Below are 19,001 nucleotides of genomic sequence, written 5' to 3'. Positions count from 1 at the left end.
TACTAGCTGGTGTAATTTCAAATTCCGTCGGTAGTATTTGAAATTACTCACGGTGAAATCTTTTCTTTATTTTTATATTGTGAAGGTACCGCGGAATACTAGAAAGGTATACCTTTTAGAAACGGGTACTGTGTGAAGCCAGCGACTTTTAAAGAAGCAGTTGTTTTGTATGAAGGGATGATTGTAAATCAAATAAAGAAATTAGGTATTCGTAAAGATTATGAAGAGTATTATCAATGTGGTTTAATTGGTCTTTGGCATGCGTATGAAAGGTTTGATGCAAAGAAGGGGTATTTCCCTGCATATGCAGTTGTAACGGTGCGAGGTTATATATTAGAGAGATTGAAGAAAGAGTTCGCAGTGCAGGAGAAGTGTGTATGTGTAGGAGAGTATGAGGATATCTTTCATTTTGAGGATGTTGAAATAAGAGTAAAGGATTTTATGAGCGTGTTAGATGAGAAGGAGAAGTATATTATTTTTGAACGTTTTTTTGTAGGGAAGACGATGGGAGAAATCGCTTTAGAGACGGAAATGACATATTATCAAGTAAGATGGATGTATCGGCAAGCACTTGAGAAAATGCGAGATAGTGTAAGAGGATAAATATTAATATAAGAATGGAAGGCAAGAGATATTGCTTTCCATTCTACTTATTAGTTTAATGTAGTAAATGTAACAAGGGGTTTTTAAAGTGTAGTGAATCTTGCATGTTCATACGAGATAGTATGTATCCAGCTTTTAATAATTGTTGCTGCAATTTATGGGGACTGATAGATATTGTTGTAGTAGTGCCATTTGAAAAGTGTATTTTAGTCTTTTTAATCTTTGGGCAAAATTCTATATCATGTATGTGGTTATAAAATAGCCATATACAGCTTGGAGATGAAGGAGATTCTGTTGGAAAAGCACAAATGTATTCCCGATGATTAATTGGAATTGGAACGTTTTGTTTGAATCTAAAATTTGTTTGGCCTGCATTGCGCCTGCCTTGATAAGTAGAGTGAATATGGGTTAAGCAAGATTTTTTGATGAGTTGTAATGCGGTTTGGCAGGAACGAAGATCATTTCCGCTACTGTCGATAAGTTTTGTACGATAATAAGGGTGATTGTATGGAACAAGCATCATAGTAGAACTAGAAATAATAATGTTATTTTCATCATTCATGATTTTAAGTCCTCCCTTATGAAATTAATATTTCGAATATAATTATATACAAAATAAGTAAATTAAGTGTTAATATTTTGTTTTGTATTGTAAATTTTGTCTATTCGTTTACAATCAATAGGTGATAGTCTTTCTAATTTGCATCGCTTGTACATATATATGAAAATAGAAAAGAGTAGGCGGTGATATAGTATGAAGAAAAAGTATATTATTATGGCTTTAGTTGTCGTTCTCCTAGTATATTTAGCAAACAGTAATCCGAGTAAGGGCGAATATACAGAATGGGCAGCGAAGCAGTTTATGAAGCGTAATGATGTGAGTAAGAAGCTAGATGAAGTTCAAAAAGAGAATGAAGAGGGTCTCCTTGGCGACTTGGCATCGGCCGGTAAAAAGTTAGCGAAAAAGTATGTTGAGCCACAAGTTGGGTTATTAATTGATCATTATACGAAGCGAAATGATTATATATTCTTCTCAACATATACGACTGAGTTTGATATAGGTGAAGAACATTATAAGTACGTATGCGTCGGTTTCTCAAAGATTTTTATTCCGATTGAAATGCCGAAGAAAAAAGACGAATCTGCAAAATGATGCAGATTCGTCTTTTTCATTTTATAGAGTAATGGGAACTTCAGATACATTTTTTTCTACAAGGCGAGCTCCCTTTTTTCTTGTATTTTCATCAATGGATGAAAATACAGATGAGGCAAGGATTGTATCCATTACTTGATTTACGACTTGTGCATCGATTGGTGTGATGGGCGTATCGATAGAAAAAACGACTGTTTTTCCATCTTCCTTCGCGAAAATCAACTCTAGTACTTGCATGTGTTATTCCCTCCTTTGTATTTATCCCGCTATTTACGGGATTTGGGTCTGCCGGTTAAATTGCGGGCTAATAATCAGCGGGGATGAATAAAATCCCCACTGATCCGAGTTTTACTTTATAGTTTAGAAAGATCTGATGTGCTTACAAGTTGTACAGCGTGAAGTGGTGATGCTTGTAAGGAAGCTAGAGCATGAGCTACATTGTGTACTTGATCTAAGCTTGCATTTGTTTTAACACGTTTAAATTGTTTGCTCTTGAAAACTGTTTTGCCGTTCTTATCTAATCCGTTGTTTAAGACAAGACGTAAAGTTAAATCCATTACGATTGTTTCAATTGCCATGTGTATCACCTCCTTTCACTTTATAAATAGGATGCAAATGTCATGTTTTGGCGTGAAATTTTTTCTTTTTTTTGGTACCCTTAAAAGATTAAGAGAGGAGAATTCTGGATAATGAATCGTAAATGGTTATTTTGGATTCCTGTATTACTATGGATGGGGCTGATTTTCTATTCTTCGGCACAACCATATAAAAAGCAGGATATGCGTTCAGATATTGAACAATATGTAAATGTTGAATTTGTGAAAGAGCATTTTTCATGGGTATCTATCGATTATGGTGGAGGAACCCCTGTTAGTATTGCGAATAAAGGTGTAGGCGGATTTATTGAGTTTTTCCTTCGTAAAGGTGCTCATTTTATGGTGTTCTTTATCCTAGGTTCATTAATTTATTACGCTTTTCATCGATCAGGTTATTCGAGGAAAAGATGTTTTATATATGCCCTTCTTTTCGTTGCGGGTTATGCAACATTTGATGAAATTCACCAATGGTATACGGGAGACCGTACACCAATGTGGCAAGATTCATTGCTTGATACGTGCGGCGGGTTAACGGGGATTATAATAAGTAATTGGTTTTGGAATAGAAAAAAGCGCTAATCTCATTTCGAGATTAGCGCTTTTTTTGCGGGTAGTAAAACTCCCCGTAAATGGCCTAATTAAAGTTTCACTTTATACACCAAGTAATTCTTTTAGTTCGTCTGTTGATAGTTCAGTCATCCAACTATCGCTTGTGATGACTGCATTGTTTAGAGATTGTTTTCTTTCTAGCATTTCATCAATTTTTTCTTCTAATGTTCCTGTTGTAATGAGTTTGTGAACATGAACAAATCGTTTTTGACCAATGCGATATGCGCGGTCTGTTGCTTGATTTTCCACAGCTGGGTTCCACCAACGATCGTAGTGAATGACATGGTTGGCAGCGGTTAAGTTTAATCCTGTTCCGCCAGCTTTTAAGGATAAGATGAAAATGTCATACGTTCCGTTTTGGAACTCCTCAATCATCTTGTCGCGATCTTTTTTCGGTACACTACCGTTTAAGAAGAGGACACGCTGGCCGAATTTTTCTTCTAGCACACGTTTTAGCATGTTCCCCATGCCGATGTATTGAGTGAAGATGAGGCAACTTTCATTTTGATCTTTTATATTTTCGATGAGCTCCATTAACGTTTTTGTTTTCATAGAGCGTTCAACGACATTTTGTGGCTCTTCTTCTTTTAAATAAAGAGCTGGATGATTACAAATTTGTTTTAGCTTGTTCAGCATAAGTAATATAAAGCCGCGTCTTTCAATTCCACTTAATCCTTCGACATTTTGCAGTGTATCTTGAACAAGTTGTTCATATAAGGAAGCTTGTTCACCAGTAAGAGGACAGTAAGCTTTTTGTTCTTGTTTATCTGGTAAATTTAATGCGACTGTTTGATCTTTCTTCGTTCGGCGCAGTAAAAATGGTGAGATAAACCGTTGAACTTGCTGGATTTTTCCTTCATCACGATCCTTTTCAATTGGTGTGACGAAGCGGCGTTGGAATTGCCCTAAGCTTCCTAGATATCCATGATTAATAAAGTCGAAAATGGACCAAAGTTCAGCGAGGCGATTTTCCATCGGTGTACCAGTTAAAGCGATTTTGTGATTTGCTTGCAAGTTTCGTACTGCTTTCGACTGTTTCGTATGTGGGTTCTTAATATTTTGTGCTTCATCCAAAATAACAGCATCCCAGCATAATGAAGTTAGTTCTTCCTCATCGAGTTGAGCCAATGCATAAGATGTTAATACAACATCTGCTGATTGAAGGAAATCTTCAAAAGAATTGCCCTTATCTCTATTACTTCCGTAATGTAATTGAACACGTAAATTCGGTGCGAAACGCTCAAATTCTTTTTGCCAATTTCCAAGAACAGATGTCGGCGCTACGATTAATGCAGGGCCTGTTTTGAGATTGTTTTCTTTTATATATAGTAAGTAAGAGATTGTTTGAATACTTTTCCCGAGTCCCATATCGTCAGCTAGCAATGCTCCAAATCCAAGCTTTCGTAAATATAATAACCATTCAATGCCGTGTTGTTGATACGGACGAAGTGTTGCGTTTAGTGAAGTAGGGACATCTACTTTTGGAATATCTCCAATATGAAGCAGCTTTTGGAATAGTTCCTCATAATATCCATCTAGTTCGATTTCAATATCAGTAAACGGACTATCATCTTCTACAATTTCTGTTTCAGCCGTATTTGATAAATGTTGCTGCAGGACATCTTTCATCTCTAGTCCGTATTTATCGGCACGGTTCATGAGTTTCCTTACTTCTTCGATAAAGGCTGGATCTAGTCGCATCCATTGACCGTTTATATTAAATAGACGTTTATTTTGTTCAACGAGTTCGAAAAATTCGCTTTCTGATAAATCAATGCCGTTCGTCGAAATGCGCCAATCAAAATTAACGAGCGTATTCATACCGAAGAACGATTGTGTTTGTGCTGTATTTTGCTTCAGCTGGACACGTAATTTCGGTTTTGTTGCTTTTAAATTTTGCCACCATGATGGTAGTAAAATTGTAATGCCGGCTGCAAGTAATTCATTGCTTGCTTCTGTTAAGAAGTTCCAAGCTTCTGTTTCAAAGAGTTCATTTCGGAACGTATCTCCTTCTTTTAACCACGGTATGAGTTTACTAAAACCTTCTTGTGTTTCTGTAATCCGTTCTTCGTAATCGTGCCATCTTTTCGGTAAGGAATCGATGTTTTCATATACATATATGCGATGCGCCCCGCGCTTTGGTGTCACAATTGTTTCAAGCTTCCACATTTCAAATTCTTCTTGTGGTTCTTGTAGTCTTAGTCCGATTGTAAACGGAAGATCATCTTCAATATAACCAATTTTCCGAAGCCAATCTTCTTCATGTAGTGCTGTTTCCAGTTGTCTTTTCGTAAAGTCATAATGTTCATATAGTCTTTTAGCATCTTCCCAGCCGTCATTTGAGCGGTTGTCTTGTAATATGCTTTCATTTACTGCTGCTGAGAAAAGCGATGCTAATGTGTCATCTTCAATTGGTGTATTTTGAACTTTCCAAGATGGTTGTTTAGGCCAATGATTCATATCTGGTACGAAACTACCACTCGTAAAGGCATCCCATAGTTCATTTGCATCTTTCGTAAGTGCTGTAATCGTGCCGTTTATTTGAATATGTGCAAAGGAATTCATCGGTTTGTTTGCAATGTATTCAAAAGCTTGTGCATTTGTTAGCAGCACACCTTGTTTTCCTTCGAAGGTTGCTTCTTTTAGAAACGTACCGTAGAAAGAAGTGGAGTGCCATGTGAATGCATTTCGTTTCCAACTTGTTACGGATAATGGAGTACCGCTGTCATCTTCTCCCCAAAGGAACCAACCTTGACTAACATGCTGGAGCCTAATTGTTACTTCAGTTTGATTGATCATCGATTAATTTTCCTTTCCGTAATTCCTCTTGTAGTGCACGCAGACGTGAATGGAGATTGGCGATGTGAATAATGAAAGCATCCCATTCATCGGTGCGTTTTAATCGTTTATATAATGTACGTAATTTCTTTAAGTAACGAACTGCACGTTTATATGATTTACGATTTCGTTCTTCAATCGCCTCTACAGCAGCAAGATGGTAAAGAGGAAGTGCCACTTCTGGCGCTTCTTTTTCAATATCTTTCAGTGGCTCTTTCAACAGTTCAATTGCCTCAAATCCATATAAGAGATGAAGCTCTGCCCATGTGCGATACTGTTTTTTCGCGAGTACGTACTGTTCGTAGTTTGTGAAACTATACGGTAATAGTTCTTGTAAAATCATTTCAAAACCAGCTTGTTCATTTGTATGTGTTGCGTATGTTTCATACATGATTACAAATAGCCGAACGATATCTTTTATGAAAATCGTATTTTCGTGATCTTGGATCGTTTTCTTTACTTGTTTATACGTAAAGGAAAGCCAGTTTTTTGCACGATCCCATTGCATGGCACTTAATAGTTCTTCTAACCAATAGAAGTATAGACTCACAACAGAAGCAGGTTGTTTCTTTAGTAAGTCCATCGCTAGTAAATCTTCATCATTTAAAAAGAGAAGATGAGAAGACGCTAATGCTTTGGATAGTGGATTGATTTTCATGTCGATTCGTTTTTCTTCCTCTTCTATGTTCTCTTTATTGTTTAAAAGTTCACTCCATATGTGACGATAAATGAAAAATCGCTCTTGCGTATAAGCGTCGGTAGAGAAGAATACTTCATGAACGAGACGAGCTGTTTCTTGCAAAATTATTTCAGACTCTGAAGGAATCGCTTCTGATTGTAAGTCCCGAACGATGGATTCCACTTTATCTACAAATAGGCGAATGACATTAACAGGTTGGTGATAAGAATACGTTTTGTTTGCTTCGAATGCCTGAATTTCTTCTAATAATTTTTGAAAGCAGTAAATTGCTGCATGTAACCTGAATAATTCATGTATGGCGATGACGCGCGGAGCTTTCCGCTCAAGCTTCGTATAGAAATCTGTAAAGATACTCATAAGAAAATACATTTGTTTATAAGTAAGGCGAGCTTGTTCTTTTTTAAATGAATCATATTCTTTTTCAAAATATGATTCCCAACTTTTATAATCCGTTTCTTCAAAAGCTGATGATTGCAATACTTGTCTTGCAGTTCTAATAGGAGGAAGGGAAGGTTTCGTATTATTTTTAAATAAAGTTAATACATCTCCTACTTGCCCGAAACTAGACGCTGCAGATAGTAATACAGCGAGCATATGCTCACATTGTGTTGGTGCGAAGCAATCACAATAACTTTCAGCGACATTACGAATCGGAATATGAACGCTATATACGTTGCCTTCCGCATCTACAGTTCCTGACAGTGTATAACCATCAAAGTCAACGTTGTAGACAACACCACTACGATATAGGTGCCGAGCTGTAGCGACATGTTCCTGATCAGCTGTTTGCTGCGGATCTAGTCCTTGAACGAACTCATTCGCAATCATCATAATTTCATCTTTCGTAATTGAGTGTTGCAGCATAATATTCCTCCGTACACATATTTCTTTCCTTTACCATTATAAACAAAAAATGCTCAAAACAGAAAAAATGAAATTTGGATTACATAACTTGAAAATCATGGTAATATATAAAATGTTAATTTCATATATGAATATATACGTATAGGAGGAGAAATAATTTGTCAGATTTACAGACGAAGTTAGGTAGTGGAATGAATAAGTTACAAGAAGGAATAGAACAAGGGAAAATGAAGTTGCAAGTTGCACAAGAAATTGCTCAATTGAAAAAGGGAATGCAAGTGCAAATGCAGAAAAAAGCAGAGGTTCTATTAGAGGTTGGGCAGCAAGTGTATGTTCAATTAAGAGGAAGTGGAGTAAATGAAGCGAGCTTAAAAGAAATGATTGCTCCAGTTCAAGAATTTGATGTAGCTATTTATCAAGCAAGAAAGCGCATTGTTGAATTGCAAAAACAACAAGGTGAAAAAGCTACATGTGAATGTGGTGGACCTTTATCAATAAATGATAAGTTTTGTGGTTCGTGTGGAAAACCTAACCCGATGTTAGCAGTAGAAAATGAAGGTGAAACGGTAAATTGTATTTCATGTAATGAGCATATTGATAAAAACTCTACTTACTGTCCAGTTTGTGGAATTAAGCAAAGTGGGGAGTGAATTAAATGTATTGTCGCACATGTGGAAAACAACATGGTGAAGAAGTAAATTATTGCCCAAATGAAGGTAGTATGGAGATTGCAGGAGCTATAGATGCAGTAACGTTAGAAAAAGATACTGCAAAATACTGCAAAGGCTGTGGCAGTGAAAATGCTCAAAAAAATTTATATTGTCAAAAGTGTGGGTATTCTTTATCTGTTGTGAAGAAAAAAGAACAATCTGTAAAATTGCCTAAAATGGATGGTGCTCCTAAAGTTGAATTTAAAGCAGATAAAGCCGTTTTACAAAAAGGTTTTATTGGTGGGGCTGTTGCAAGTATTCTCATGTTAATTGCTGGTTGGATTGGTAGTTTATTATTTGCTTCTATGTTAAGTGAGATGTTTAGCAAATTTGCGAAAGAATTAGAAATGTTGCCAAGTTTTTATTCGAGTGCAACTTCTACGATGTTAAGTTACCATTTACTTGGTTTTACAGCTAACGATGATAGTGGATTGATATTTTCTTTATCTTGGCATACTCCATTTACATTATTATTAATCATTCCATTTATTATTTTCGCTGGTACAGGAATTTGGTTAGGGAAACAGCATGTTGCGAAAACGATTAAAGATCAAATCTTTATGGCAGCAACAGTTGGTATTATTTATGGCGTCTTTTTATTCATTATAAGTTTTATAGCATCACAATCTTTTGCAATTCCATTCTCAGAAGCAGGTAAGATTACGGTTGGCTATTCAGCGATTAAGAGTTTATTGAGTGGTTTTGTATGTGGGACATTATTTACCTTATTAGGATTTATTGCTCATACAAGCAAAAACAATATGGCAGTAGCATTTCAAGAGTTAATGCCATATGGAGCGTCTGTGTATTACGGTGTTTCAGCTATGATAAAAGGACTTTTAGTAACAGCGGTAGCGGTTTGTATTATGGCGTTAGTAAGTAAGGAAGACGGTATTGAACCATTAAAAGAAATAACAACTTTAAAATCTGAAAGTACATTATTAGCATTAGAGTTAACACCTCAATTATGGAGTATGGCTCATTTTGCGCCGTTAGAAGTATCAAGTCCAGCACTTAGTAAAGAATTTACTAGAATTGGTAAGAAATCAAATACATATGAGAGCACACTATCGTTTTCATTTATATCAGGCGTCTCTGTAAATGGCGTAGAGCTTAGAGAGATATTGATTTCAAAAGGAGCAAATGAGGAAAGCCTGGCAGAATTCGATAAAGTGAATAATGTATTCCATTATGGTTTATTACTGCTTATTATTCCATTGTTCTTTATGTTTAGAGCGGGAAGAAAGTTAGCTAAATTACCGACCGCCAATATATATATTACATTAGCGGTATGCAGTGGTTCTTACACAATTATGATGATTGTAATGAATATGATTTCTAAGTTCCAAATTAATGTTTCAGGAACGGTAACAGGTTTATTTGGAACAAGTGGAACAGCACTATCTATGCAAAATTCATTTATATATTTAACTTTGTTTAGCTTGATTGTGACATATGTAGCAGCATTTGCTGGAATAAAATTAGCTAAAAAATAGGAGGAGAGCACGTTGAAGTTTTGTGGAACATGTAAAAAGAATGTTGCAGACCATTTGAACTTTTGTCCTGAGTGTGGGAGTAAAGTAGAAGTAATCGTTGATAACACTGCTGCTTCATATACAGAATTACAAAGCGAGACAAAACCAGTGAAAAGTAAGAAAAATTTATTTTTGATCATTGGTTTTGTTGTTATTGCTGCATTATTATTTGGGGCATATAAATTTGGAGCATATAAGTTTTCAAAAGAAAAGCAAGTAAATGTAATGATTGAAGCATTCCAAAAGAAAGATATTAATGCAATTGATGAGTTTGTAAAAGCGAATGATTCAAGCTTAAAGATTAAGACAGAGGATATTAAAGCGTACATGCGTTATTTAAAAGAGAATCCTTCTTACAACAAACAATTACTGTCTTATTTACAGAAAGAGACAGTAGATCAAAAGTTAACAAAAGATAAACCTGCATTTAAAGACGGGGAAATAGTAGAAGAGGGAAAAGAGTGGTTCTTATATCCAAAGTATAAGTTAAGCATGAAATCTTATTATATGAGCATTAGTACAACTGCAAAAAATGCAGAAATACATGTGAATGACAAAAAAGAAACAGAGCTTTCTAGTGATAAAACTTCGAAAGAGTTGGGGCCATACTTCCCAGGTACATATGTTGTAAAGGCAACGGCGAAGACAGAACTTACTGAATTAGAAACAGAGAAAGAAGTAGATTTAGCGGATGAACAGAGCGAGAAGGTGAAAGTGGATTTATCGCTTGAAGGCAAGTATGTAAGCATTTCTTCTGATGAAAGTGATGCAACTGTATTTGTGAACGGGAAAAAACGTGGAAAATTAAATTATGGAAGTTATAAGCTTGGTCCTGTATCCACAGATGAAACAGTAGAAGTACATTTAGAGAAAACTACTGATTTTGGTGTGATGAAATCTGAAAGTGTTAAAATTGGAGACCAAAGCACGTATTACTTAAAATTCCCGAAAGAAACATCAAGTTCAGCGGTGGGCGAATTTGTAAGAAATCATATTTATGATAACGTACGTGCAATTTCATTAAATGATTTTAGTTTAATTGAAAAGAATTATGATAAGAGCGGGAAATCGTATAAGGAAGACCGTGATTATATACAGTATTTACACAAAAAAGGAATTACAGAAGACTTATTAGCGATGGAAGTTCGTAATGTAGAGCGTCAAAGTGATACGAAATATAAAGTAACGACATATGAAGAGTATCATATTCGTTACGGTGATGGATCTGTGAAGTTCAAAAGTTTTAATAACGAACATATTGTAACCGTGAATGGAAATGGAAAGATGTTGTATTATTCTCTTGGTGCAAATAATACTTTGAAATCAGAAGATGTATCTGGTCCAACTCGTTAATATGAGAGAAGCTGTTCAATATTTGAACAGCTTCTTTTTTGTAGCTAAATCGATATTTCGTGTCGAACCGTTGATATATCGTAAGTTATGATAGATATAATTGAAAAATCGTTGATATATTTTTTTACAATTATGAGTGTGTTTCTTTTAATATTTCTTGTACATATGGATCATGTAATATCTGCTCTATAATTGGTAACATGTTTTGTTCAAATGGAATGTCGATAGGAAATGGCTTTTGAGAGCCTGGTTTTACTCCATATTGCACAATTTTGTAATGTGTATTGTTTTCAGACTTGAGCACAATTAACTTATAGCGGTTATCATCGCCAGCGAGTGAGAAATCAATAGACGTAGCGTTATATGTTACTTCATCTTTATATATGTACGGTTTTGGCGTACCAATCCAGTCTACTTTTGCTTGTACATTCATGGGCATAGCCTCCTTATATGTATTATAAATAAATAAAAGCCAGCTCTCAATAAAGAGAACCGGCTTGTAATTTAGCAGTCATTGGTTATTTTAAAATTTTCACTTTAACAGTTTTGCGTCCCCATTTTTGAGCAGCGCTATCTGATCCAAGTAAGATATCAATACGGTTACCTTTAATTGCACCACCAGTATCTCCAGCGATAGCTTCTCCGTAACCTTCTACCCATACTTTAGATCCTAATGGGATTACTTTCGGGTCAACAGCGATCATTTTCATGTTTGGATTCGCAGTTAAATCATGACCCATTGCAGTTAATACACGGCCGCCATATGTGCCACCGTTTTCGCTCGGGTGAGCTGTATATGCTGTAGCTACAACTGTTAACTCACGACCACCAGATGGTTCGCTAGTTTCAGCAGCTTTTACAGCAGGCTTAGTAGCTGGTTTTGCTTGTGCTGCAGGTGCTTGAGCCTTAGCTGGTGCTTCAGCTTTAGCAGGAGCAGTTGTTTCTTGTTTCTCAATTACAGGTGCTGTACCTGTTAAGAAAGGAACATGAACATAAGCTGTTTTCCCGTTATATTCAAATTGTAACCACTCATTTTGTACTTGGTCCGTTGTTTCGATTACATCGTCTTTCTTCAACTTTCCAAGAACCTCTGAGTTTGTGTTCGCTTCAGCACGTACGTTTAATACGTTAGCTGTTACGTAGTAGATGCTTTTTGTGAACTCTGCACTTACGAATGCGTCTTTACCGTTTAAAGTAACTTTTGACCATCCGTTCTCTGTATTTTGTACATCTATTTTATTACCGTTTAGTAATTTACCGACAACTTTTGATTCCGTAGTAGGGTTTTCGCGTACGTTTAGTACGTCTGTTGTTACAACAGTTTCTGCATTAGCAGATGATGTGAAAATCCCAAGACCAAAAACTGCTGCTGTTGCTATACCAATTAATTTTTTCATGATAGCCTCCATTGCGTTTGTTTTCGTGTCCTCATTATAGCAACAGATTTTTTCGGATTTGGGGAAAACACACAATTACAAACCATTCGTAATAAGTCGTTAATATCCTGTAATATAACAAAAAATATAGGAAAGCGTTTTTCATTCTATATGACTCATAGGTTTCTAGTTATATTCAAAATATTTAATACAACATGTTTTTTTCGACGTAAATAAAAATATTACAGGAATGTTACATGATGTTTACTAAACGATTACATTCCTTGAGTATTTTACCGTTTTATGGGTAATATAGTTATATAAACATAAACATTTTGTTTGTGAAGCTATAAACACGTGCTATATACTAGCAAAAAAACCGCATAATTGTTACAAAACGAAAGGGTTGCAAGGAAGAAATTTGCCCTTTTTTACATATGTAACACATCCTTTTTTAGGAAAATACATTCCTATCCGCGTTTTTCTCACACAATTTGACACCAGTATTTCTAACTTGTAGCTCTTGCAGAGTGAAAAGGTTATACGAAAGGTAAGGCTGTCCATAAGAATTCGAATTGGTGAAGGTGAAAGTAAGAAAATCACCGCAAAATTATAGTTTTCTATCCGATTTTACATATCGGAATTTATGTTATTTACAAAAGCGAAACCTACGAAGGGGGATTTGATGAGGAAACTGACAAAAACATTCATCGTTTCATTAACATTATGTATTGCATTTACAATTTGGGGGATTATTCCCGAATCTATTATTGGAAAAGGTAGTTTAGGAAATGTAACAACCGCAATTCAAACTGCATTAGTTAGTAAGTTTGGCTGGTTTTATATTATTTCCGTTTCTATTATTTTAGGTGTGTCTATCTTTTTAATTGTTTCGAAATACGGTTCTATTCGTTTAGGTAAAGATGATGACGAACCTGATTATAGTTATATGACATGGTTTGCTATGTTATTTAGTGCTGGTATGGGTATCGGCTTAGTTTTCTGGGGCGTTGCCGAACCATTAAATCATTTATACGCACCTCCGTTTGGAGATAGTGCAACTGAGGAAAGTGCGCGCCTTGCACTGCGTTTTTCATTTTTCCATTGGGGATTACATCCTTGGGGACTATATGCGTTTGTAGCGTTATGTATTGCTTATTTTACCTTTAGAAAAGGAAAAGCAAGTACGATTAGTGCGACAGTAGGTCCGCTATTTAAGGGCGGGGAACACGGGCGTATTGCTCATTCATTTGATGTGTTAGCTGTTTTCGCAACTGTGTTTGGTGTTGCAACGTCATTAGGTCTCGGTGCAAAACAAATTGCAGGTGGTGTTAGCTATTTAACATCTATCCCGAATTCATTAACGACACAGTTAGTTATTATTGCAATCGTAACAGTTCTTTTCATGTTATCTGCACAAACAGGTCTTGATAAAGGAATTAAATATTTAAGTAATACGAACATTATTTTTGCGTTTGCACTTATGATTATTGTATTATTTGCAGGTCCAACAAACTTTATTATGAATTACTTCACTTCAACAATAGGTTCGTATATTCAGGAATTGCCAAGTATGAGTTTCCGTTTAAGTCCATTGGATGAAGGCGGAAATCAATGGATTCAGTCATGGACAATTTTCTATTGGGCATGGTGGATTGCATGGTCACCGTTCGTAGGTACGTTTATTGCTCGTGTTTCACGAGGTCGTACAATTCGTGAGTTTGTTATCGGTGTGTTACTTGTACCGACCGTAATCGGTGCGCTTTGGTTCTCCGTTTTCGGCGGGACTGGTATTCACATGGAGCTGTTTGGTGATGCACATATCTTTGAAAAAATTAAAGAGATGGGAACAGAAGTAGGATTGTTTGCTATGTTCGATCAGATGGGAAGCTTTGGATCAGCTTTATCTGTTTTAGCGATTCTTCTTATTTCTACATTCTTTATTACATCTGCAGACTCTGCAACATTTGTTTTAGGCATGTTAACGACACATGGTAGTTTAAACCCACCAAATCGTATTAAAATGATTTGGGGTATCGTTCTAGCCGCGATAGCTTCTACCTTATTATATATTGGCGGATTAGAAGCCTTACAAACGGCAGCTATCATTGCAGCATTCCCATTCGTCTTTGTTATTTTCTTTATGATGGCAGCATTATTTAAAGAGTTACAAAAAGAAGGACGTATGAAGCGTCATTAATAATAGAAGGAAAAGAGCTGATTTTATATCAGCTCTTTTTTTAATCCCTCTATTTGTCGGGCAGTAAGCCCCCCAACTCAAAAGTCAGCAAAAGCAAAGAAATCGGGCTGCCTGTAAAAGTCTGATTGGTGATGACTGATTAAAATCTCACTTTATATAGAAGGAATTTGAAATGCGGGTAGGGGAAATAAAATACTTTACCATATAAGTAGTATGCCTTTTATACGAAGAAAAAACGATAGGTTTCGACAATATTCGATCCCTTACGAATTCTATTCATATTTTTGACAAAAAATTGTCGGAAATGTGTTGTCACGTTTATATATATGTGCTATATTATTTCCTGTAAGCGATTTCAAATAGTTTTAAAGCGCATTCAAGGGGGACATCTAGAATAATGAAACGTTACGAAAGAAAGTGGAAGCATATTTGTTTGAAACGTGTGGCACATCGTAGTGTCCAAGAAAGCACGGAACCTAAGACTGAAACGCGCAAAGAACAGCAAGAGAAGCAATTGGTTCTACAAAAATAGCAATCACTTTTTCGTATATAAATGAAGGTCGATCGTTCGTTGGGGGATGGACGTGAAATTACTTTCAGCTAAGGGGTATTGTCTGATATATAATTTATACGGCAATAAATAAGCACAGAGCATACGGCGCTCTGTGCTTATTTTTATTATTTATCTTTTTTGAATCGAACTGTTTTATCCCAGCCAATGACTTGTTTCTTGCTCTTTGCACGTAAGTATAAGATTAAGCTACGAATAAATAAGTACGTAAAGAGCTGTGCGTACGTAAAGTACATAATAACGCTAATAAAAATATTAGTCGGTGTAAAGGTTCGTTCGACACTCTGGGCACTAAATAATTGAGAAACATATGTAATATATGCGACATACCACATAAATAGTAGCGGAATGCTATATTGAATTTGGAATATCCCGAGCAGCCCAATTACAAACCAAACGTTCGAAATGATTAGGAATAGCCAAAATACAACATACACTAGAACTTGTTGTAAGGAATGAACAAGCAGCTTTCCTTTAAAGAAACTTAATGATGAGAACATTTTTTCTAAAATATATAAATTTCCTTGGAGCCAACGTGTACGTTGTTTAATAAGAATTTTTAAATGCTCTGGTTCTTGTTCCCAAGTAACTGATTCTGGGACGATTGGTAAGAGATAACCTTTTTGTGTAATTCGTAATGTTAATTCAGCATCTTCTGCAATTGCGTAAGGGTCATAGCCACCAAGCTCTTCTAGTGCGGAGCGACGAAGAAGCATGTTTGTTCCTGTCAGCGAGCCCGTTTGGAATAGTAACCAGCGTCCAGATTGCATAAGGAGCTGGAAGATTTGGAATTCTAGCGAAATCATTCGCGTCAACCAGTTTCTTTTTTCGTTTACTGTACGAACGTGTCCAACAGCTCCAACAGCATCTTCAGTTGTTTCAGCGTGCTCTACAAGCATTCGCAGTGCGTGTGGTTCAGGTTGGTTATCTGCATCGTAAACACAGAAGTACTCACCATCTGAAATACTAAGCCCATAGTTTAGTACACGTGATTTACCCTTCGGTTCACCGGGAGGAACACGAATATGGCGAATATGAGCATAAGCTTTGTCGAAATCATCGCCGATTTCAGGTGTTTCATCTTGAGAGTTATCATTTAATAAATAAATAGTTAGCTTTCCTGGATATTCAATCTTTGCCATCGCCTCTAAAGTATCTTTAATAACGACGCCTTCATTATGGGCAGGTATGAAAATATCGACGCTCGGATAATGTTCTAGCGTACGATCTTTTCGTTTACTATTTCGGTGAATTAAGCCCGCGATTGTTAAGAAAGAGTAGTAAACGAGTAAGCCAGAGAATAGAAAGGCCGTAAAAATAAGTACATATTTAATTGAAAATGTGATACTAATCCAAAAAACGAGTACGCAAAACAGAAGGAATAAAAGAAGTATAACGAGAGTCATCATAACAGTGTCTGTCCTTTGTTTCCAATTTGCTCGCGTGAAATTTTTATATCTTTGATTGCTTTAGCAGCAAGCCATTGCTCCATTTTTGGTTTTAGGCGGTTCATTACAATGTCAGCACCAGCTTCATTTGTGTTTTGTAATAAAATAACTAGCGTATTATTATCATATTCAGCAGCAAGGTCAAAATCATTCCTTACCGTTTCAACTAATAAAGAAGCTACACGGTCCATAACACTTTCCTTTGTATATTTACTAAAGGAAGTGAAATCAAAGTAAACAATAATGCCTGTTTCATTACGACGATTCATTGCAGTCGTTAATAACGCTTGGCGTCTCTCAAATTCTTGTCTTGTTAGTAATTTGGATTCTCCAATATATTGTTCCAATGTTCTCACACGCTCAGTTAAAGCTTTATTTTCATGAACCACTTTTTTCAATAGGTGAGTTGTTATATATACAATGAAGAAGTTAGCTGCCATCAGGAAGTGGGTAATCATATATTGCCATTGATCTGATGTACTCCATAAGTGAAGCCATGCTTGATAGAACAAATAAAATACGGAAATAATGGTTCCTAGTATGAAGAAAACAAATGCTGTTTTGTCAGCTAAAAATAAGAATAGTACATTTACGATTACGTATATTATTGTAAAAATGAGAGCATGCTCATATTTCGTCACATATACAGTAGTAAAATAAAATACAATTTGTAAAATCCACATAGAGAGGATTTTATAGAACTTATCTTTCACAAAACTTTCCTCCTTAAAGCTATTTCATCAATAGATACTTGTAGTATGCGCAATTATTAAGAAATTGACTATGTCGTTAAACTCTTTTGAAGGGCAACAACAAGTAGTATCTCTATTTTCATAAGAAAAATAAAAAGACTTAAACATTATTGTATCATAATGTGCTTATATTTAGGATAAATTGATTAATAGATACATAAAAGACGTTTGGATTGCATGAAAAAAGTCTCCTCTTGTAGAAAGAGAAGACTCTATATAAGTTTATAGGAACATCATACCTGCAACTGCTGCGTTTAAGAAGTTCGCTAATGTACCAGCGATAACTGCTTTAATCCCTAATTGTGCAATTTGTTTACGGCGAGTAGGAGCTAACGTTCCTGTTACACCTAATTGAATTGCGATAGAAGAGAAGTTTGCAAATCCACAGATTGCAAATGTTAAAATTAGATTTGTTTTGTCAGAGAACTCTGCCATGTGTGGTCCTAAGTTTGCGTATGCAACGAATTCGTTGATTGCAAGTTTTTGACCGATAAAGCTTGCTGCTTGTATCGCTTCACCAGGAGAAACCCCAATTAAGATTGCGAATGGTGATAATAAGTAACCAAAGATTAAATCAAGGCTAAGTTTAATATCGAACAGAGAACCAACCCATCCTAATAATCCATTTAATAAAGCGATTAATGCGATGAAAGCCATTAACATTGCTGCTACGTTAATAACAAGTTGCATACCTTCAGATGCGCCGCGTGCAGCTGCATCAATAACATTTGCGTCTTCACGTTCTGTAGAAAGTTCAACGTTATTATCTACTTTTTCTGTCTCTGGCATGATTAGTTTCGCAATTAATAAGCTCGATGGAGCCGCCATAATTGCAGCTGCTAATAAGTGCTCTAACGGAATACCCATTGCTGCATAACCGACAAGAACGGATCCAGCAACAGCTGTCATACCGCTTACCATAATAGTGAAGAATTCACTATTTGTTAAGCGTGCTAAGTAAGGTTTAATTAAAATTGGAGCTTCAGTTTGTCCTAAAAATACAGTCGTTACTGAGTTTAGGCTTTCTGCTTTAGAAGTTCCAAGAAGTTTACTTAATGCACCACCAACGATGCTAACAAATTTCTGCATAATACCGAAATAATATAAGATTGCTACTAATGAACTAATAAATACGATTGGAAGTAGTGCTTGAATAAAGAATACAAATCCCCAAGGTCCCTTTGCGTTGACTAAATCCCCAGTAACGAACTTAATTCCCTCGTAAGAAAAATTAATTAATCCTTGAACACCGTCAGCAGCGTGTTTTAAACCTGCTTTACCAGCGTCCCATCGTAATACGATAAATGAAAATGACATTTGTAATGCTAGCGCAATTAAAATTGTGCGCCAATTAATAGCTTTGCGGTTGGAAGATAGTAAGAAAGCAATTGCTAATACTCCAATCACGCCGCCAATTCCCCATAAAAGATTCATGCAGTGTATGCTCCTTCCTCATAGTAAAAACAGTGTATAAACCAGTTGTCTATACGTTTGCGAATATAACATCTTTAGTAACTTATCATAATGGACATCGGAGGTCAAACGTCTAATGAAAAGTTTAAATAAAAAGAAAATTCTTCAAAAAAACACATATAAAATAAATAGACATGAAATAGGTTATGTTTTTTATGAAAATATATACATTATGATAACGTTATGCATTGTTTTTGCAGAATAAAGTGTATGAAATGGA

Annotated in this window: 17 protein-coding genes; 7 read left to right on the top strand and 10 right to left on the bottom strand. The window is 35.8% G+C overall.

Features of this window, described 5'->3' with window-relative positions; all coding sequences use genetic code 11:
- The first annotated feature begins 132 nt into the window (after positions 1-132).
- Positions 133-603, top strand: coding sequence for a sigma-70 family RNA polymerase sigma factor (locus ACTFRY_RS21505; RefSeq protein ID WP_086424217.1), 471 nt, complete (start codon positions 133-135; stop codon positions 601-603).
- A gap of 55 nt (positions 604-658) precedes the next feature.
- Here ACTFRY_RS21505 and ACTFRY_RS21500 read toward each other — a convergent pair whose 3' ends face one another.
- Complete coding sequence (locus ACTFRY_RS21500) at positions 659-1,165, bottom strand: competence protein ComK (protein ID WP_098616224.1); 507 nt, start codon at positions 1,163-1,165, stop codon at positions 659-661.
- Between the two features lie 192 nt (positions 1,166-1,357).
- Here ACTFRY_RS21500 and ACTFRY_RS21495 point away from each other — a divergent pair, with 192 nt between their 5' ends.
- A complete protein-coding gene (locus tag ACTFRY_RS21495; protein ID WP_000731405.1) occupies positions 1,358-1,756 on the top strand; it encodes a DUF4359 domain-containing protein in 399 nt (132 codons plus the stop codon).
- A 21-nt stretch (positions 1,757-1,777) separates the two neighbouring features.
- Here ACTFRY_RS21495 and ACTFRY_RS21490 read toward each other — a convergent pair whose 3' ends face one another.
- Together ACTFRY_RS21490 and ACTFRY_RS21485 are read right to left on the bottom strand one after the other, a co-directional pair.
- Positions 1,778-1,993, bottom strand: a complete 216-nt coding sequence (locus ACTFRY_RS21490) for a DUF2922 domain-containing protein (RefSeq protein WP_001197593.1) — start codon at positions 1,991-1,993, stop codon at positions 1,778-1,780.
- A gap of 116 nt (positions 1,994-2,109) precedes the next feature.
- Positions 2,110-2,334 (bottom strand): DUF1659 domain-containing protein, encoded by a 225-nt coding sequence (locus tag ACTFRY_RS21485; RefSeq protein WP_000963861.1) that lies wholly within the window; start codon positions 2,332-2,334, stop codon positions 2,110-2,112.
- Positions 2,335-2,445: 111 nt separating this feature from the next.
- Here ACTFRY_RS21485 and ACTFRY_RS21480 point away from each other — a divergent pair, with 111 nt between their 5' ends.
- The gene (locus ACTFRY_RS21480; protein WP_061139615.1) at positions 2,446-2,931 is read left to right on the top strand and encodes a VanZ family protein; all 486 of its coding nucleotides are present in this window, start codon (positions 2,446-2,448) and stop codon (positions 2,929-2,931) included.
- Between the two features lie 72 nt (positions 2,932-3,003).
- On the opposite strand, the gene ACTFRY_RS21475 is transcribed toward ACTFRY_RS21480, so the two are convergent.
- Both ACTFRY_RS21475 and ACTFRY_RS21470 read right to left on the bottom strand, forming a co-directional pair.
- Positions 3,004-5,760, bottom strand: coding sequence for a DEAD/DEAH box helicase (locus tag ACTFRY_RS21475; protein ID WP_000610111.1), 2,757 nt, complete (start codon positions 5,758-5,760; stop codon positions 3,004-3,006).
- A complete protein-coding gene (locus ACTFRY_RS21470) occupies positions 5,744-7,363 on the bottom strand; it encodes an SWIM zinc finger family protein (protein ID WP_016118914.1) in 1,620 nt (539 codons plus the stop codon). The genes ACTFRY_RS21475 and ACTFRY_RS21470 overlap by 17 nt, the downstream gene beginning before the upstream one ends.
- A 158-nt stretch (positions 7,364-7,521) precedes the next feature.
- Here ACTFRY_RS21470 and ACTFRY_RS21465 point away from each other — a divergent pair, with 158 nt between their 5' ends.
- From ACTFRY_RS21465 to ACTFRY_RS21455, 3 genes are read left to right on the top strand one after another with little or no spacing between them, the layout of a single operon-like run.
- Entirely contained in the window at positions 7,522-8,013 is a 492-nt protein-coding gene (locus tag ACTFRY_RS21465; protein WP_001281753.1) for a zinc ribbon domain-containing protein, read from the top strand.
- Positions 8,014-8,018: 5 nt separating this feature from the next.
- Complete coding sequence (locus ACTFRY_RS21460; RefSeq protein WP_098616225.1) at positions 8,019-9,569, top strand: zinc ribbon domain-containing protein; 1,551 nt, start codon at positions 8,019-8,021, stop codon at positions 9,567-9,569.
- Positions 9,570-9,581: 12 nt separating this feature from the next.
- Positions 9,582-10,961 carry a zinc ribbon domain-containing protein gene (locus tag ACTFRY_RS21455; RefSeq protein ID WP_000666891.1) on the top strand — a complete coding sequence of 460 codons (1,380 nt, stop codon included), beginning with the start codon at positions 9,582-9,584 and terminating at the stop codon, positions 10,959-10,961.
- Positions 10,962-11,091: 130 nt separating this feature from the next.
- Here ACTFRY_RS21455 and ACTFRY_RS21450 read toward each other — a convergent pair whose 3' ends face one another.
- Both ACTFRY_RS21450 and ACTFRY_RS21445 read right to left on the bottom strand, forming a co-directional pair.
- Positions 11,092-11,394, bottom strand: a complete 303-nt coding sequence (locus ACTFRY_RS21450) for a DUF3910 family protein (protein WP_001102542.1) — start codon at positions 11,392-11,394, stop codon at positions 11,092-11,094.
- An 85-nt stretch (positions 11,395-11,479) separates the two neighbouring features.
- The gene (locus ACTFRY_RS21445) at positions 11,480-12,358 is read right to left on the bottom strand and encodes a cell wall-binding protein EntA (RefSeq protein WP_098616226.1); all 879 of its coding nucleotides are present in this window, start codon (positions 12,356-12,358) and stop codon (positions 11,480-11,482) included.
- 664 nt (positions 12,359-13,022) lie between these two features.
- On the opposite strand from ACTFRY_RS21445, the gene opuD reads away from it, so the two are divergent.
- Positions 13,023-14,537: a glycine betaine transporter OpuD gene (opuD, locus tag ACTFRY_RS21440; RefSeq protein WP_001229104.1), complete on the top strand. Its 1,515-nt coding sequence runs from the start codon at positions 13,023-13,025 to the stop codon at positions 14,535-14,537.
- A 678-nt stretch (positions 14,538-15,215) separates the two neighbouring features.
- Here the strand turns inward: opuD and ACTFRY_RS21435 are convergent.
- The 3 genes from ACTFRY_RS21435 to ACTFRY_RS21425 form a co-directional block, all read right to left on the bottom strand.
- On the bottom strand, positions 15,216-16,517 hold the full coding sequence (locus tag ACTFRY_RS21435) for a glycosyltransferase family 2 protein (RefSeq protein WP_000988751.1): 1,302 nt from the start codon (positions 16,515-16,517) through the stop codon (positions 15,216-15,218).
- Positions 16,514-17,269, bottom strand: a complete 756-nt coding sequence (locus ACTFRY_RS21430) for a diguanylate cyclase domain-containing protein (protein WP_074624915.1) — start codon at positions 17,267-17,269, stop codon at positions 16,514-16,516. The genes ACTFRY_RS21435 and ACTFRY_RS21430 overlap by 4 nt, the downstream gene beginning before the upstream one ends.
- Positions 17,270-17,530: 261 nt before the next feature.
- Complete coding sequence (locus ACTFRY_RS21425) at positions 17,531-18,742, bottom strand: NupC/NupG family nucleoside CNT transporter (protein ID WP_001051029.1); 1,212 nt, start codon at positions 18,740-18,742, stop codon at positions 17,531-17,533.
- Between the last annotated feature and the right edge of the window lie 259 nt (positions 18,743-19,001).

Origin of the sequence: Bacillus cereus group sp. MYBK195-1, from assembly GCF_051916605.1 — a bacterium.
Classification (GTDB): Bacteria; Bacillota; Bacilli; order Bacillales; family Bacillaceae_G; genus Bacillus_A; species Bacillus_A cereus.
Note: the sequence above shows the minus strand (reverse complement) of the source record. Positions and strands in the feature narration are given on the sequence as shown.